Origin of the sequence: Nocardia farcinica, from assembly GCF_001182745.1 — a bacterium.
GTDB classification, from domain to species: Bacteria; Actinomycetota; Actinomycetes; order Mycobacteriales; family Mycobacteriaceae; genus Nocardia; species Nocardia farcinica.
The window spans coordinates 2,241,983-2,259,290 of record NZ_LN868939.1 but is presented as its reverse complement, the minus strand read 5'-3'; the positions used below and the strand labels follow the sequence as shown (position 1 = coordinate 2,259,290).

Sequence of the window (17,308 nt, the reverse complement as noted above, 5' to 3'; positions counted from 1 at the left end):
CCTGATCCAGGAGGGGGGAACAGGGCCCGGCCGGGCTCTCGCACTACTGCACGGTCGGGTCGGGCAGGTGCCGCGCGTGACCGATGGCCTCGGCGAGCAGATCCGCCGCGGTGACCAGCTGCTCGTCGGTGTGTTCGCTGGTGAGGAAGAACCGCAGCCGCTCCTGACCGGCGGGCACCGCGGGCGCGGAGATGTTGCCCGCGTACACCCCGCGCTGCAGCAGGTAGGAGGAGACGAATCCGGAGCGCACCTCACCGGGCACGATCACCGGGCAGATCGGCGTGCCCTCCGAGCTGCCCAGGTCGAGGCCGCGTTCGGTGAGCAGCGCGGTGAACTGTTTCGCGTTGGCCCACAGGCGGGTCAGGCGCTCGGGTTCGTCCGCGAGCACGTCGAGCGCGGCCAGCGCGGCGCCGACCGCGGCCGGTGCGGGCCCGCCGGTCAGCATCGCGATGCCCGGTGCCGCGGCCTTCATCGCGCGGATGAGGTCGGCGTCGGCGGCCAGGAACCCGCCGCAACTGCCCAGCGCCTTCGACAGCGTGCCCATCCAGATGTCCACCGCGTCGGCGGGCATCCGGTAGTGCTCGCGGATGCCGTGGCCACGGTCGCCGAACACGCCGAACGAGTGCGCCTCGTCGACCATCACGGCACAGTCGTATTCCCGTGCCACGGCGGCCAGTTCGTCGACCCGGCCGACCGTGCCGTCCATGCTGTAATGCCCCTCCAGCACCACCAGGGCGCGGTCGAAGCCCGCGCGCGACATCCGCAGGACGGCGCGCAGCGCGTCGGGATCGTTGTGCCGGAAGGTGATCCGGCGGCACCCCGACCATTGCGTCCCCGAGACCACGCTGCCGTGGATCAGCGCATCGCACACCGCCACGTCGCCCTCGCGCAGCAGGAAGCCGAGCGCGCCCGCGTTGGTGAGGTAGCCGCTGGTGGTGATCATGGCGTCGCCGACACCGTAGAGTGCGGCCAGCCTGGCCTCCAGCTCACGGTAGAGCGGGATCTCCCCGGCGATGATGCGGCTGGCCGAGGCGGACGCGCCGTAGCGGTCGAGCGCCTCCTTCGCGCCGCGCACCACCCGGGGATGGTTGGCCAGGCCGAGGTAGTTGTAGGCGCTGAAGTTGATCAGGTCGCGATCGTCGGCACGGATCGTGGCGTCGTTGGGGCCCGACCGCACCAGGAACAGCGGATTGGGCATGTCGCTGTCGCCGTAGAGCTTGTCGATCGCGGCCTGCTTGGCCACCGTCGCGGCCACCTCGGGGTGGTCGGCGAACTGCTTGCCGGGGCCGCGGCGGGGACGGGCCGCCGTGCCGCCCGGCCGTCCCGGACTGGTGGCGGGGCGCGCGGGGGCCGCGGCGGGCACGCCCGACCCCGGCCTGCCCGGCCCGCCGGTGGGGGGCGCTCCCGCGGCGGCGCCGCCGGCGGACAACAACTTGCGCGCCAACTCGCGGGCGGACTCGCTCACGACCGCACCTCCGCGGGGGCCGCTGCGTCCGCCGCACCGTTCGGCGCCACCGCCGCGCCGTCCGGATCGGTTGTCCCGCCGTTCGGCCCTGGCGCTGCCGCCCCCGCCGCTCCGGCCCCGGCGTCACCGCCGTCCCCCGAACCGCCGACCAGATGCTCGGCGATCCGGGCACCGGCCTGCTCGAGGGTGAACGTGCGGCCCATGCTCAACGAGGACATGTCGATGCCGAGCGTCTTGGTCACCAGCGCGCCGAACTCGACCGCCATCAGCGAGTCGAGGCCGAGTTCGGGCACCGGCACGGTGAGGTCGATGGATTCGGCGGCCACGCCCATCACGGTGGCCAGCTGCTCGGCCAGCATGTAGGCGACCACCTCGCCGCGCTTGCCCTCGTCGAGTTCCCGCAGCGCCGCCGCCAGCCGGGCGGTCTCCGAATCGTCCTGCGCGGCGGCGGCGATGAGTGCCGCCACCCGCCCGGTCTGGGCGAAGTGCGGGCCCGACGCGGCGACCTTGCCCCAGTCGATCGGGATGATGTCGGCGTGGTGGTGCAGGCCGAGTTCGAGTGCCTTCTCCATGTACTCGGTGCCCTCGTCCAGCGGCATCGAGTCGAAGCCGGTGTTGCGCAGGTAGCGGGCCATGTTGTCGTCGTGCTCGGCCATGCCGCCGCCGGACATGTGGCCCCAGCCGATGGCCAGCGCGGTGCCGCCGGCGCGCACGACGGCATCGGCCTGGGCCTGCAACGCGATGTTGGCGGCGGTGTAGGAGTACTGGCCGACGCCGCCGAAAATGGCGCTGCCGGAGGAGAACAGCACGAACATGTCCAACTCGGCACCGATGGTCGCGAGCGCATCGACCAGCGCCCGGGTGCCGTCCACCTTCGGCCGGTAGACCGCGGCCAGGCTGTCGCGGTCCATCATGGTGATGCGCTTGTCGTCCAGCACACCCGCGGTGTGGAAGATGCCGCGCAGCGGATGCTCGGCGGTGTGCAGCTCACGCAGGATCTCGGTCATCGCCGCCGGATCGGTGACGTCGCCGCGCGCGGCGGTCACCGCCACGCCCATCTCCTGCCAGACCGCCAGCTGCCTGCGCGCCGCCTCGCTGCTCGCGCCGGCACGGCCGAGCAGGGCGAGCCGGGTGGCGCCCTTGCGCACCAGCCACCGGCCGACCGCCAGGCCGAAAGCGCCGTAGCCGCCGGTGACCAGATATTGTGCCGCCGGGTCGATCTCGACCTCCGGGATGCGCGGCCGCACCAGCGGCGCCGGCTCCTCGAAGGTCAGCGCCACCCGGCCGATCCGCGTCGAGCGGGCCACCTCCTCGAACGCCTTCGCCACATCGGCGGTGCCGTACAGCTCGTAGGGCAGCGGCCGGTACACGCCGTCGGCGAGCTTGGCGTTGACACCGCGCAGCAGTGCCACGGTCTCGGCGCGCCGCCGGGCGAGCATCCGGTCCAGATCGAGGGAGTGGTAGGAGACGTTCTTGTCGAAGTGGCGCATGTCGAGCATGCCGCCGGTGTAGATGTCGGCCTTCCCGACCTCCACGATGCGCCCGAACTCCGCGACGGCGACGAAGTTGCGCCGCAGGATGTCACCGGGGGCGGTGCTGATCACCACGTCCACGCCCCGGCCGTCGGTCAGCGCGTGCACGTCCTCGGCGAAGTTCAGCGACCGGGAGTCCAGCACGTGGTCGGCGCCCTGGGTGCGCACGTAGGCGCGGCGCTCGTCGGTGCTCGCGGTGCCGATCACGACGGCGCCGTGCAGTTTCGCGATCTGCACCGCCGCCGAACCCACACCACCGGCCGCGCCGTGCACCAGCACGGTCTCGCCCGCCCGCACCCGGGCCAGCTCCAGCAGCGCGTATTCGGCGGTGCCGAAGGCGGTGGAGTTGGTGCAGTGCCCCGGCTCGGTGTCCGGGTCGAGCCGGCTGATCAGGTCGGCGTCGGCGGTGTTGTAGCGGCGGATCATGTCCTTGCAGCCCAGACTGACCGTGTCACCCACCGCGACGTGGTCGACGCCCGCGCCCACCCGGACGACCGTGCCGATGCCCTCCATGCCCGGCGAGCCGCCGAAGAAGGTCTGCGCCAGATCGCGTTCGGTGAGCACGCCGAGGATCTTCAGCGGATCCTTGTAGTTCAGGCCGACGGCCCGCATCCGCACCTCCACCTCGCCCGGACCCGGTGCGCGGCGGCCGCATTCGCGCCAGGCCAGCCGGGAAAGCACCCGCGACTTGGGGATCTCCAGCGCGAAGTTCGCCTCCGGATCGGTGAGCGGCGCCGCCTGGTCGAGGGCCTCGATCCGCTCGGGCAGGCTCGCGGTCACCACGGTGACCCACCGCACGCCGTGGCGCAGGAACACCTCGTCGGCGTGGTCGTAGCTGAAGGCGCCGGGCACGGCCAGCTCCGCGGCCAGTTCGGGGTCGGCGGTGTCGGCGTCGAGGTCGACCAGTCGCCAACGCAGCCGGGGCTGTTCGTTGAGCAGTACCCGGCGCGCACCGGCGACGGCGGCGTGCACCGGGTCGGGAGCGGTGTCGCCGTCGGGATGGGCGTAGGCCTGTTCGGTGACGACCGTGGCGTGGATCGAGCCGTCGCCGGTCATCGGCATGTCGATGCCGAGCTGGTCGATGCGGACCTCCAGGAAGCCCTCCAGCGCGACGGCCAGCCTGCGCAGCGTCCACAGGTTGTCCAGGTCGGTGTAGCCCGAGCCCGCGACGACCACCACGTGCACCCGGTCCACATCCGCCGCGGCGACGGCGGCGTGCAGCCGGGCGACGAATTCGTCCTCGAGATCCGCGCGGCCCGGCTCGCCGACGGTGAGCAGTTCGCCGCGCGGGACGAGCCCGGCGATGCGGCGGGCACGCGCGGACGGCTCGGCGGCCAGATCGACCACCAGCGTGTGCACCGCGTCCTCGGGCGGCAGCGCGCCGCGGTCCACCGGATCGCGCATCTCCCACCGGTTCTCGTAGAAGAAGTCGGTCATCCTGGCCAGTGCGCCACGGCCGGGAGCGATGGAGCCGAAGCGCATGCCGCGGATCTGCATCAGCACGGCCCCGTCCGCGCCGAGCAGGTCGATGTCGGCGCGCGGCTCGTCGACGGTGTCGAGCCGCGCGAGCACGGTCACCTGCTCGGGCAGTGCCGCGAAGGCGCGTACCGAGTCCACACCGACCGGCACCATCGCCCCGTCCCGGCTGTTGCCGCTGCCCACCAGCAGGGCGGCGATGCTCTGTAGCGCGGCGTCCACGACGCACGGGTGCGCCAGATGCCCCGAGTCGGCGGCGATCGTCGCGTCCAGGGTGGCCAACACGGTGGTCTCGCGCACCCGCACGGCGGTGGCCCGGCGGAAGGCCGGACCGTACTGCAGACCGCGCTCGGCCAGCCCGCCGTAGAAGTCCTCGGGCGCGATCTCGTGCATGCCCGCGGTGTCGGGCAGGCGCACCTCGGTGGGCGCGAACACGCCGTCGACGAGCCTGCCGGTGGCGTTGACCGTCCACGCGTCGGCCGCCGCGCCGCGCGAACGGAGGACGAACTGCCCGGTCGACTCGGCCACCCGCAGCTCCATCACGGGCGCGTCGCCGTCCTCGACGACCAGCGGCGCGACGAAACGCACCTCCTCCACCGCGACCCGGGTGGTCTCGGTGCGGACCGCGGCCGCGCTCAACGCCGCGTCCAGGTAGGCGGCGCCGGGCAGGATACGGGTGCCGCCGACGACGTGGTCGGCCAGCCACGGCATCGCCCCCACACTCAGCTGCACCGTCCAGGTGGTGCGCGGATCACCGAGATCCGGGTCGCCGAGCATCGGGTAGGCGCCGGGTGTGCCGTGCCTGCGCTGTTCGAAGGCGGGCAGGTCCGCGCGCAGCTTCGTGCGCTGCCAGGGGTAACGCGGCAGGTCGGCGTGCGGGGTGGCGGGCAGGTCGGCGAAGAGCGCGTCGATGTCGAGCACGCCCGCGGTGTACAGCCCGGCCAGCGTGCGGCGGAGGCTGTCGTGATCGTCCTGCTTGCGATGCAGGGTGGCGACGGTGGTGCCGGTCTCGCCCGCGCCGATCAGGATCTCGCGGATGTTGGCCCCGAGCACCGGGTGGGGGCCGACCTCGAGGAACACCCGGCTGCCGTCGGCCACCAGGGCGCTCACCGCGTCGGCGAAGCGCACCGGGTTGCGCACGTTGCCGCACCAGTATTCGGCATCCCAGTCACCCGCGGTGACCCGCTGCCCGGTCACCGTCGAATACAGCGGCAGCACCGGATCGGTGAGCTTCAGGTCGGCCAGCGCGCCCCGCAGCTCGTCGAGGATCGGCTCCATCAGATAGCTGTGGTAGGGCACCTCGACGTGCAACCGCTTGGCGAAAACGCCCTGGGCGGTGAGGCTTTCGGCGATCTCGTCGAGCCGGTCCACCGCCCCGGCGAGGGTCACCGCGCCGGGGCTGTTGATCGCGGCGATATCGACCCGCGTGTCGCCGTCGATGAGGTCGCGGGCCGCGGCGGGTGCGAGACCGACCGCGAGCATGCCGCCCGAGCCGGCCGTGCCTGCCTGCAAGCGCGCCCGGTGGTAGCTCACCAGCAGCGCGTCGTGCAGCGACAGCATGCCGGTGACATACGCCGCCGACACCTCACCGACGCTGTGCCCGACCACCGCGGCGGGGCGGATGCCGAGTTCGGCGAGCGCGGCGACCAGCGACACCTGCACGAGGAAATTGGCCGGTTGCGCGATGGCGGTGCTGGTGACCCGCGAGTCGTCCTCGGGGCGCAGCAGCTCCTCGACGATGGACCAGCCGGCGATCTCGCGGAAGACCGCGTCGATGCGGCGGGCCTCGGCGGCGAAGGCGCCGTCGGCCGTCAGCAGCTGCCTGCCCATCCCCCACCACTGCGGGCCCATACCGGTGAACACGAACACCGGCTCGGCGGCGCGGCGCGGGATCACCTTGGTCGCCCCCCGCGCGCTGCCCTCGGCCAGCTCGACCAGGCCGCGCACCAGGTCGGCCTCGTCGCCGAAGGGCACCGCGGTGCGGTAGGGGTGGTGCTGGCGGCGGGTCCAGGCGGCTTCGGCGAGGCGCTGCGGATCGCCGCCCGCGGCGATCTGTTCGGCGAAGCCGCGGGCCAGCTCCCGCACGGCCGGTTCGCTGCGGCCCGACAGCGGCAGCACGCCGTGATGGCGGGGTGGCCGCGCCGGACGCGGCGGCGCCACGTACTCCTGGAGGATGGCGTGCGCGTTGGTGCCGCCGTAGCCGAAACCGTTGACCGCGATGGTCATCCGCTCCACCTCGGGGCCGACCGGTTCGGCCTCGAGCTGGAGCCGGATCCCCAGTTCGTCGAAGGGGATCTCCGGGTTCGGCTCGTTCAGCCAGCCCTGCGGCGCGATCGTGCGGTGCGCGATGGCCAGCGCCGACTTGATCACGCTCGCGATGCCCGAGGCGGCCTCGGTGTGCCCGAGCTGCCCCTTCACCGAACCGACCCCGAGCGGCCGGGTGCGGCCGGGCACCTGCCCGTAGGCGCGGCCGATGGCCCGCAGCTCCAGCGGGTCACCCACGGGGGTGCCGGTGCCGTGCGCCTCGACGTAGGTCACCTGGTGCGGCGCGATACCGGCCCGCTCGGTGACCGACTTGGCCAGTGCCTCCTGCAAATCGGCGTTCGGCACCGTGATGGCGGTGGTGCGGCCGTCCTGATTGGACCCGGTCGCCTTGATCACCGCGTAGATCCGGTCGCCGTCGCGTTCGGCGTCGGCGAGTTTCTTGAGCACGACCATGCCCGAGCCCTCGCCGCGGCCGTAGCCGTCGGCGGCGGCGTCGAACGGCTTGCTGCGGCCGTCGGCGGCCAGGAAGCCGCCCTTGCACATGGACACGAACGGTTCGGGTTGCAGCAGCATGGTGACGCCGCCCGCCATCGCCACCTCGCAGTCGCCGTTGTCCAGCGCCTGACAGGCCAGGTGCAGGGCGACCAGCGAGGACGAGCACGCCGTGTCGACGGTGACGGCGGGCCCGACCAGGTTGAGCGCGTAGGCGATCCGGTTGGACAGCATGGTGTAGGAGGCGCCGACGGCGGTGTGCATGTCCACGTGCGGCAGCGCGTCACCGGCCACCGACACCGCCAGCTGGTCCAGGGTGAACGCACCGACGTAGACGCCGACCGGCCTGCCCGCCACCCGGCCCGCGATGCCCGCGTCGTCGAGCGCCTCCCAGGCCACCTCGAGGATCAGGCGCTGTTGCGGGTCCATCGAGGCCGCTTCGCGCGGGGAGATACCGAAGAAATCGGGGTCGAATTCCCACGGATCGCCGGTCATGAAGGCGGCGCGTTTGGTGTACATGCGGCCCGGGGTGCGCTTGTCCGGGTCGTAGAAGCGCCGGTAGTCCCAGCGCTGCGGTGGGATGTCGACCACGCCGTCGCGTTTGTCGATCAGGAAGTCCCAGAACGATTCCGGCGAATCGATACCGCCCGCGTACCGGCAACCGATACCGACAACGGCGATGTCAGACACAACGACTCCTCGTAGAACTCGAAAGACCCGGCGAACTCGAAACAACCCGGCGCCGGGGGCTGATCAGCGCGGGGCGGGACGCGCGGGTGGGCGCAGCACCATGTTCATCTCCGGCCCGTCCCGGCCGACCCGGACGCGCTCGACCACGTCGCAGCCGAGCGCGCGATAGTAGGCGACATTGTCGTCCTTGCAGATGCCGCCGAGACTCGCCTCGGCGGCATCGGATGCCTCGGCCAGCGCGCCCCACAGCGCCTTGCCCACGCCGCGGCGCTGCAGGCCGGGCGCACATCCCAGGTACACCAGGAAGGTGTGCGGTCGGTTCGGCGCCACCCGCGCCATCGCCGCGTCGACCGCCATGCCGCGGCGGGTGCCCGCCGCCCCCATCGCCCGCATCAGTTGCGGACCGGCCACCGCTTGGTGCCACAGCGGTGTGCGGTGCCGCGGCGGGTAGTACAGCGCGGCGCCGACGACGCGGTCGTCGAGCAGCGCGACCGAGGCGCCGCCGATCGGCAGGAAACGATGGCGGAGCATCACCCGCAGCATCGCCGGTGTGCGCTTGCGCCGCTCCGCGAGCGACGGGAAGACGTACTCCTCGATCGGATCGTCGGTCTCGAAGGCCTGTGCGATGACTCGCACGATGTCGTCCGCGTCCCGGTGGGTGGCTCGGCGAACGACCGGACGAGCCTGCTGGTTCACCACTGTCCCTTACGCTTTCGTGCTGTGCCCGTTTTGTACGAACTGTGCCGCATCACGCTCCGGCGGGCCCGATGACGGGCTACTCGACAGTAGGTTACTCACCGGACACCTACACGCCAGCGGGAACCGTTGTGACATAAAACAGTCGACCGCACTCTTGTCACACCGGCAACGGTCACCTAGGCTGCGCGCTCGAAAGGGTCTGCGCCGCACGATGTTCCGCGCACCATGCGCGCTCGGGCCGGGGCACGGCGCTTTCGGCAACCACGCAGCAAGCGATCGCCGCCGAGGACGAGTGAGTGATCCACCCGCACCCTCGACGGCGCCGCCCCGGCGACCGCACCCCCGAACCCGGCCCGACCCCCGACGCCGGACCGTGACCGTGGGCGCCGCCGGTCAGCCCGCCGCCGCGGCGGCGACCGGAACGGCCGCCCGCTGGGCGTCGGGAACCTCGGTACCGCGCAGCGACGTGCCCGCGGTCTCGCGCAGATAGGCCCAGGCGACCAGGCCGAGCAACGAGGCGCCCACCATGTAGAGGGCGGGGAACAGCACCCAACCGGTCGACTCGATGACAGCCTCGTTCACCAGCGGCGCGGTGCCACCGAAGGCCGCGGTCGAGACGTTGTAGGCCAGCGCGAAGCCCGCGTACCGGACATGGGTGGGGAAGATCGCCGGGAAGGTGGCGCTGATGGTGGACAGCTGCGGCACGTACAGCAGGCCGAGCACCACGAAGCCGAGAACCGCCCACACCGGACCCTGGCCCATCAGCCAGTACATCGGCACCGCGCACACGGCCAGGCCGACCAGCGAGAACAACCACATCGGTCGGCGGCCGACCCGGTCGGAGATCGCGCCGAAGAACGGCAACACCAGCATGATCACCACCTGCCCGATGAGCATCATCGTGGTGGTGGCGGACTCGGACATGCCGATGGTCTTCTGCAGGTAGGTCGGCTGGTAGGTCAGCAGCGTGTAGTTGACCACGTTCAGCGCGATCACCAGGCCGCCCAGGGTGAGCAGCTCGCGGCGGTAGTGCAGGATCAGCTCGCGCAGGCCGGTCGGCGGGTGCGGGTTCTGGGCCACCTCCTTGAACACCGGCGACTCGTCCAACCGCGAGCGCAGGTACAGGCCGGTCAGGCCGAGCGGCACCGCGATCAGGAACGGGATGCGCCAGCCCCAGTCGTGCATGGCGTCCGAGCCGAGCACCAGCTGGCAGGCCAGTACCACGGCCGAGCCGCCGACGAATCCGGCGAGCGTGCCGAACTCGAGGAAGCTGCCGAAGAAGCCGCGACGGCGGTCGCTGGCGGATTCGGCGAGGTAGGTCGCCGCGCCGCCGTACTCGCCGCCGGTGGAGAAGCCCTGCAGCACGCGCAGCAGGATCAGCAGGATGGGCGCGAGCACGCCGACCGAGGCGTGCGTGGGCAGCAGGCCGATCGCGCCGGTGGCCGCCGACATCAACAGGATCGTGCTGGCCAGCACCCGCTTGCGGCCGAGCCGGTCACCCAGCGGGCCCCAGACCATGCCGCCGAGGGGGCGCAGCACGAACGAGATGGCGAAGCCGAGCATGGTGCCCAGCGTGCCGAGTTCACCGGGAAAGAACGCGTCGGTGAGGTAGGTGGCCGTCGCGGCGTAGACGCCGTAGTCGAACCACTCGGTGGCGTTGCCCATCGCCGACGCGGCGACCGATCGTCGCAGCCGCCCGGGATTCTGCGTCTCGGTCATTGCGCCTCCTCACCGGCCCGCGTCCGCAGACCTCCGGTTCTGCCTCTCGCGCACCCGTCCCGCTACGTTCGGTCCGGGCACGAAAAGAACCGTTACCCACGTTCCGCACGGGGCAAACTCACCGGGGCGCAACCATCCGGCGAACGCATACCCGCTCACCAGGCACCAAACCGGCAATCGTGACGCTCGTCACACAATGGTGACCCGATCGGCTACGCCGGCCTCCACGAGAAAGCGCTCTTCGATCTCAGATGAGGATCGGATCAGGTGCTTATTCCGCAGATGCGCCTGTATTGTGCGATCCGTGACGAGTTTGCGGATCAGCGAGGCCGCCGCGCTGCTCGGTGTCAGCGACGACACCGTGCGGCGCTGGATGGATCAGGGGAAGCTGCCCGCCATCCAGCTGGACAACGGGCGCAAGGGGGTGGCGGGCAAGGATCTCGCGGAATTCCTGCGCAGCACCGCCGAGGCGCCGGAACCCGGCGTCACCGTGGCCGCGTCGGCCCGTAACCGGATGCGCGGGATCGTCACCCGGATCGTCAAGGACACGGTGATGGCGCAGGTGGAGATGCAGGCCGGCCCGTTCCGGCTGGTGTCGCTGCTGAGCCGGGAATCGGTCGACGAACTCGGCCTCGAGGTGGGCAGCGTCGCGGTCGCCTCGGTGAAGTCCACCCACGTCGTGGTCGAGATCCCGGAAGGTACCCGCGGATGAGAAGCCTGGTCGGCGCAGTCGCCGCCGTCGTCGTCCTGGCCACCTGCGCGACCGGCTGCGCGAGCGAGCCGGACGCCACCCGCACGATCACGGTGTTCGCCGCGGCCTCGCTGACCCAGACCTTCACCGAGCTCGGCGACCGCTTCGAAGCCGCCAACCCGGGCACCGAGGTGGTGTTCAGCTTCGGCGCCAGCTCCGCCCTGGCCGAGCAGCTGCGCCAGGGCGGGCCCGCCGACGTCTTCGCCGCCGCGTCACCGGAGAACATGGGCCAGGTCGTGGCCGCGGGCCGGATCACCGCGACCCCGGTCACGTTCGTGCGCAACCGGCTCCAGATCGCGGTGCCGGCCGGCAACCCGGCGGGCATCACCGGGCTGGCCGATTTCGGCAGGCCCGAACCGGTGCTCGCGCTGTGCGCCGAGCAGGTGCCCTGCGGTGCCGCGGCGCGGAAGGTATTCGACCTGGCGGGCATCACCGCCCAGCCGGACACCCGCGAAGCCGACGTCAAGGCGGTGCTCACCAAGGTGACCCTGGGCGAGGTGGACGCCGCACTGGTCTACCGCACCGATGTGGCCGCCGCGGCCGAGCGGGTGGAGGGCATCGACTTCCCCGAATCCGAGCGTGTGCTCAACGACTACCCGATCGCGCCGCTGGCCGCCGCCCCCGAACCCGCCACCGCGGCGGCGTTCGTCGACTTCGTCCGGTCACCGCAGGCGCGGGAGATCTTCGACCGCGCGGGGTTCGCCGCGCCGTGAACACCGTGGCGCGGCGGCGAGCGGTACACGGGCGACGGCCGCTGATCCTGCTGGTCCCCGCCGTGCTCGCGCTGGCGTTCCTGGTGGCGCCGCTGCTCGGCCTGGTGGCCCGGGCGCCGTGGGCGACCATGCCGCAGCGTGTGGCCGAGCCGGAAGTGCTCCAGGCCCTACGCCTTTCGCTGGTGTGCGCGACACTGGCGACCGGGTTGTGCCTGGTGCTCGGTATTCCGCTGGCCTGGTTGCTCGCCCGCGGTGACGTGCCGGGCCGGGGACTGATCCGCGCGCTGGTGACGGTGCCGCTGGTGCTGCCGCCGGTCGTCGGCGGTGTGGCGCTGCTGCTGGTGCTGGGCAGGCGCGGGCTGATCGGCAGCCACCTGCACGAGTGGTTCGGCATCTCGTTGCCGTTCACCACCGCCGGGGTGGTGCTGGCGGAGGCGTTCGTGGCGATGCCGTTCCTGGTGATCTCGGTGGAAGGCGCACTGCGCGCGGCGGATCCGCGATTCGAGGAGGCCGCGGCCACGCTCGGCGCGACCCGCTGGTACACCTTCCGCCGAGTGACACTGCCCTCGGTGTTGCCCGGTGTGCTCGCGGGCGCGGTGCTGTGTTGGGCACGGGCACTGGGGGAATTCGGCGCCACCATCACCTTCGCGGGCAACTTCCCCGGGCGCACCACCACCATGCCGTTGGCGGTCTATCTGGCGCTGGAAACCGATCCCGACGCGGCGATCGTGCTCAGCCTGGTGCTGCTGGCAGTCTCGGTGGTGGTGCTGGTGGCGTTGCGGGAGCGGTGGATGCGGGGCGCGCTGTGACGCTGCGGGCCGAATTACGCGTGCGGCGCGGGGCTTTCGCGCTGGAGCTGGACCTGGAGGTGGCCGCGGGCGAGGTGGTGGCCCTGCTCGGGCCGAACGGGGCGGGCAAGACGACGGCGCTGCGCGCGCTGGCCGGACTGACCGCGCTCGACGGTGGACGCATCCGCCTCGGTGACCGCACCTGGGACGCGCCACCGGCCGTGTTCGTGCCCGCGCCGCGGCGGCACGTGGGCGTGGTGTTCCAGGACTACCTGCTCTTCGCGCACCTGTCGGTGCTGGACAACGTGGCCTTCGGGTTACGCGCCCGCGGCACCGCCCGCCACGCCGCCCGCACGGCCGCCGCGCGCTGGCTGGACCGGGTGGGGCTGGCCGAGTTCGCCGCGCGGTCACCGCGCGCGCTCTCCGGCGGGCAGGCCCAGCGGGTCGCGCTGGCCCGCGCGCTGGCCACCGAACCGAGCCTGCTGCTGCTCGACGAGCCGCTGGCCGCGTTGGACGCGGCCACCCGGTCGCAGGTGCGCGCGGAACTGGGCGGCCACCTGCGCGACTACCCCGGCCACACCGTGCTGGTCACCCACGACCCGCTCGACGCGATGGTGCTCGCCGACCGCCTGGTCATCCTGGAGCACGGCCGGATGGTGCAGCAGGGTCCCCCGGCCGAGGTGGCCCGTCGCCCGCGCTCGGACTACGTCGCCCATCTCGTCGGCCTCAACCTCTACCGTGGCACCGCGCACGGCACGGCCGTCGCGGTGGACGGCGGCGGGTCGTTCACCACCGTGGAACCCGGCACCGGCCCGGTGCACCTGGCCTTCCCGCCCAACGCCGTCGGCCTGCATCCCGAGCGCCCGGCGGGCAGCCCGCGCAACACCTGGCCGGTGGTGGTGTCGGCCGTCGAACAGCACGCCCACACCGTGCGGGTGCGGCTGGACGGCGCCCCGCCCGTCCTCGCCGACGTCACGCCCGCCGCACTCGCGGAACTGGACCTGACGCCGGGCGCGCGGCTGTGGGCGGCGGTCAAGGCGACCGAGACCCACGTCTATCCGGCCTGACAGCCCGGCCGGTGCGCGCGGCCTCAGTCCCCCGCGCGGAAGAGCGCCAGCGCGCCCGGCTCGCTGCCGAACACGAAATGGGTTCCGCGGTAACCGACTTCCCCGTCGGTGGCGAGGGAGACCGCACCGCCGCCGACCCGGACCTCGAGGCGGTCGGTCTCGTGGCGCACGTAGGTGGCGGAGTGGGCGAGCGTGCCGGTGAGGGTGGCCCAGATCAGCCGGGTGCGGGAGAAGGCGACGTCGGCGCGCAGGTAGCGCACGTCGAGGGTGCCGCGATGCAGCTCGGGGCGCGACATGGGGATCTGGTCGGCGGGGCTGTAGCGGCCGTTGCCCACGAACAGCATCCACAGCGCGACCGGCACACCGTCGACCAGCGCGTGCAGTGGCTGGGCGCGCAGCAGCACCCGCACCATGGCGATACCGGCGGCGGGCCACTTGCCGATCCGGTGCTCCCAGCGCTCGCGCAGTCGCACGAAGTCGGGGTAGCCGCCGAGGCTGGCGGTGTTGACGAACACCCGCGAGCCGTCGCCGTCGAGGGCCACGCGGGCGGTGTCGACCCGCACCACCGTCCCCGTGCGCAGCGCCGCGACCGTCGCCTCGGCCGAGTCCACCCCGGCGTCCCTGGCGAAGTGGTTGAGCGTGCCGCCGGCGAACACGGCCAGTGGAAGCTTCTCGCGCACAGCGATTTCGGCGACGGCCGAGACGGTGCCGTCCCCGCCGAGCACGCCGAGAGCGGTCACCTCGCCCGCGCGCACGGCGTCGGTGACCTGTTCGTCGAGATCGCGGTCCGGGTCGAAGGCCAGGATGCGGGCGGCGGGCAACCCGGCGCGCACCTGCGCCAGGTGCACTTCGGCGGCTCCGCTGCCGGAGAGGGTGTTGGCCACCAGCAGCAGTCCGCGGCCCTGGGGCAGCGGATCGACCTGTTCGGCGACGCCGACCAGCGCGGGCTCGTCGACCCGCACCGCCCACCACCGGTGCGTGCCGAGCGCCACCCCGGCGCCCAGCAGCGCCCCGGCGACCACGTCGGAGGGCCAGTGCACGCCGATGTGCACGCGCGAATATCCCACGGCCGCCGCGACCGGGGCGACCACCGCCGCGGCGGCCGGGCTCTCCAACCCGACCCCGGTGACGAAGGCGGCCGCCGAGGCCGCGTGCCCGGAGGGGAACGACGAGGAGACCGGCGGCTTGACCAGCCTGCGCACGAACGGCACCGATTCGTCCGGTGGCCGCCTGCGCGGGAACAGCGGCTTGGCGACGCCGTTGGCGATGCCGCTGGCCAGCGCGACGGCCAGCAGTCCGCGCGCGCCCGCACGCCGGGTGGGGCGATCGCCGAGCAGCAGCATGGCCGCGCCGAAGCCCAGCCACAGCCGGTTGTGGTTCGCGCTGGTGCTGAGCAGGCGCAGGGCGCGGTCGGCGCGGGTGGGCCGCACCCGCGCGCTGCGGGCGACCAGCCATACGTCGAGGCTGCTCGCCGTGCCGGTGTGCCGGGTGAGGCGCGTGCGCACCCGCTGGAATCGCATCAGCCCAGGGTAGCCCGAGTTGCGATGCGCGCCAGGGGCCATCGGTCCCGGCCGCCCGCGCGACGCCGGGGACACTGGACGAGCGCAGGCGAATCCGTGTTAACTTAACTCCGAATGAGTATTAACTTACGGAGCGATCGGAGCCAGCTATGAGGTCCGCCGTCATCGTGGACGTCGTCCGCACACCGTCCGGGAAGGGCAAGGCCGGGGGCGGCCTGGCGGAGGTGCACCCGGCGACGCTGCTCGCGGGCGTGCTCGCCGAACTCGTCGCGCGCAACGACCTCGACCCCGCCGTGGTCGACGACGTGATCGGCGGCTGCGTCACCCAGAGCGGCGAGCAGGCGCTCAACATCACCCGCACCGCCGTGCTGGCCGCCGGCTTCCCCGAGACGGTGCCCGCCACCACGGTCGACCGGCAGTGCGGCTCGAGCCAGCAGGCCGCGCACTTCGCCGCGCAGGGCGTGATCTCCGGCGCCTACGACGTCGCCATCGCCTGCGGCGTGGAGATGATGAGCCGCGCGCCGATGTTCTCCAACGCCCAGGACAAGGACACCAACCGCGGCCCGCTCGCGCACCGCTACCCGGACGGGTTGATCCAGCAGGGCATCGCCGCCGAAATCCTCGCCGCCCGGTGGAAGTTCGACCGCGCCGCGCTCGACGAGTTCGCCGCCCGCTCGCACCGGCTGGCCGCCGCGACCGCGGCCGCGGGCGGTTTCGACCGCGAGCTGGTCGCCGCGGGCGCACTCACCGCCGACGAGACCATCCGTCCGGGAACCACGGTGGAGGGGCTGGCCGGGTTGCGTCCCGCCTTCGCCGACGACGCCTATCAGGCCCGCTTCCCGGAGATCGACTGGTCGATCACCCCCGGCAACTCCTCCCCCCTCACCGACGGCGCCTCCGCCGCGCTGATCATGACCGAGGAGGCCGCCGCGAAACTCGGGCTGACCCCGCGGGCCCGGTTCCACTCCTTCGCCGTGGTCGGCGACGACCCGCTGCTGATGCTGACCGCCGTCGTCCCGGCCACCCGCAAGGTGCTCGAGCGCGCGGGCCTCGGCATCGAGGACATCGACGCCTACGAGGTCAACGAGGCGTTCGCCTCGGTACCGCTGGTGTGGCAGCACGAACTGGCCGCCGACCCGGCCAAGCTGAACCCGCGCGGCGGCGCGATCGCGCTGGGCCATCCGCTCGGCGCGTCGGGCACCCGCATCCTGGCCACCCTGGTCAACCACCTCGAGCAGAGCGGCGGCCGGTTCGGCCTGCAGACCATGTGCGAGGCGGGCGGGCTGGCCAACGCCACGATCATCGAGCGGCTCGGATGACGGGCACGCGATCGGCGCTGGTCACCGGCGGGTCGCGGGGCATCGGTGCCGAGATCGCCGCCCGGCTGGCCGCCGAGGGCTACCAGCTCACCCTCGCCGCCCGCACCGCCGACACCCTCGAGCAGACCGCCCAGCGGTTGCGCGCGGAGTACGGCGTGCGGGTGCAGCCGGTGGTCGCGCGCATGAACGAGCCCGAGCAGGTGCGCGCGCTGGCCGCCGCGCACGATGCGGCGTTCGGCGGAATGAACGTGCTGGTGCTCAGCGCGGGCACCGGCACGGCGGGCGCGGTCGCCGACATGCCCGCCAAGACCTACGAGCGGATGCTCGACGTCAACTTCCGCGGGCCGATCACCCTCATCCAGGCGGCGCTGCCGCTGCTGCGCAAGAGTGCCGCCGAGGATGCCGCCCGCGGTGCGAAAATCGTTGCGCTGGCCTCGATCACGGGCGTCGCCGGGGAGGCGGGCCTGGCTGCCTACGGCGCGACCAAGGCGGCGCTGATCTCGCTGTGCGAGACGGTGTCGCTCGAGGAGTCGGCGGGCGGGGTGAGCGCCACGGCCATCTCGCCCGGCTATGTGGACACCGACATGACGGCGTGGAAGCGCGACGAACTCGACCGCGCGGCGATGCTGACCACCGGTGATGTGGCCGAGATGGTGCTGGCGATCACCCGGCTGTCTCGCAACGCGGTGGTGCCCAACATCGTGCTCTCCCGCGCGGGCGAGCAGATCTGGCGCGCCTGAGCCGGCGAAAACCCTGACACGACAAGGATTCTGCGGATCCGCCGCTCTCCCGGCCGCCGTCACCCGTCCGCT

Annotated in this window: 11 protein-coding genes; 6 read left to right on the top strand and 5 right to left on the bottom strand. The window is 72.6% G+C overall.

Annotated elements, in window-relative coordinates; genetic code table 11:
• Positions 1–43: 43 nt before the first annotated feature.
• The 4 genes from AMO33_RS27155 to AMO33_RS27140 all read right to left on the bottom strand — a co-directional run bounded on the left by AMO33_RS27155 (position 44) and on the right by AMO33_RS27140 (position 10,338).
• Positions 44–1,465, bottom strand: a complete 1,422-nt coding sequence (locus tag AMO33_RS27155) for an aminotransferase class I/II-fold pyridoxal phosphate-dependent enzyme (protein WP_060594761.1) — start codon at positions 1,463–1,465, stop codon at positions 44–46.
• Positions 1,462–7,920, bottom strand: a complete 6,459-nt coding sequence (locus AMO33_RS27150; RefSeq protein WP_060594760.1) for a type I polyketide synthase — start codon at positions 7,918–7,920, stop codon at positions 1,462–1,464. Before AMO33_RS27150 ends, AMO33_RS27155 begins: the two co-directional genes overlap by 4 nt.
• A gap of 63 nt (positions 7,921–7,983) precedes the next feature.
• Complete coding sequence (locus AMO33_RS27145; protein ID WP_240327335.1) at positions 7,984–8,556, bottom strand: GNAT family N-acetyltransferase; 573 nt, start codon at positions 8,554–8,556, stop codon at positions 7,984–7,986.
• Between the two features lie 456 nt (positions 8,557–9,012).
• Positions 9,013–10,338, bottom strand: a complete 1,326-nt coding sequence (locus AMO33_RS27140) for an MFS transporter (RefSeq protein ID WP_060594758.1) — start codon at positions 10,336–10,338, stop codon at positions 9,013–9,015.
• Between the two features lie 304 nt (positions 10,339–10,642).
• Between AMO33_RS27140 and AMO33_RS27135 the strand changes: the two genes are divergently transcribed.
• Genes AMO33_RS27135 through AMO33_RS27120 form a run of 4 tightly spaced genes read left to right on the top strand, consistent with a single transcriptional unit; the run spans position 10,643 to position 13,657 of the window.
• A complete protein-coding gene (locus AMO33_RS27135) occupies positions 10,643–11,050 on the top strand; it encodes a TOBE domain-containing protein (RefSeq protein WP_060595179.1) in 408 nt (135 codons plus the stop codon).
• Positions 11,047–11,802 carry a molybdate ABC transporter substrate-binding protein gene (gene modA / locus AMO33_RS27130; protein WP_060594757.1) on the top strand — a complete coding sequence of 252 codons (756 nt, stop codon included), beginning with the start codon at positions 11,047–11,049 and terminating at the stop codon, positions 11,800–11,802. Before AMO33_RS27135 ends, modA begins: the two co-directional genes overlap by 4 nt.
• Positions 11,799–12,611: a molybdate ABC transporter permease subunit gene (gene modB, locus AMO33_RS27125; RefSeq protein ID WP_060594756.1), complete on the top strand. Its 813-nt coding sequence runs from the start codon at positions 11,799–11,801 to the stop codon at positions 12,609–12,611. Before modA ends, modB begins: the two co-directional genes overlap by 4 nt.
• Positions 12,608–13,657 (top strand): ABC transporter ATP-binding protein, encoded by a 1,050-nt coding sequence (locus AMO33_RS27120; protein ID WP_011210864.1) that lies wholly within the window; start codon positions 12,608–12,610, stop codon positions 13,655–13,657. Before modB ends, AMO33_RS27120 begins: the two co-directional genes overlap by 4 nt.
• Before the next feature lie 23 nt (positions 13,658–13,680).
• Here AMO33_RS27120 and AMO33_RS27115 read toward each other — a convergent pair whose 3' ends face one another.
• A complete protein-coding gene (locus AMO33_RS27115; protein WP_082668822.1) occupies positions 13,681–15,177 on the bottom strand; it encodes a bifunctional phosphatase PAP2/diacylglycerol kinase family protein in 1,497 nt (498 codons plus the stop codon).
• 149 nt (positions 15,178–15,326) lie between these two features.
• On the opposite strand from AMO33_RS27115, the gene AMO33_RS27110 reads away from it, so the two are divergent.
• Positions 15,327–16,496 carry a thiolase family protein gene (locus AMO33_RS27110; protein ID WP_060594755.1) on the top strand — a complete coding sequence of 390 codons (1,170 nt, stop codon included), beginning with the start codon at positions 15,327–15,329 and terminating at the stop codon, positions 16,494–16,496.
• On the top strand, positions 16,493–17,236 hold the full coding sequence (locus AMO33_RS27105; protein WP_060594754.1) for an SDR family NAD(P)-dependent oxidoreductase: 744 nt from the start codon (positions 16,493–16,495) through the stop codon (positions 17,234–17,236). The genes AMO33_RS27110 and AMO33_RS27105 overlap by 4 nt, the downstream gene beginning before the upstream one ends.
• The last annotated feature ends 72 nt before the right edge of the window (positions 17,237–17,308 follow it).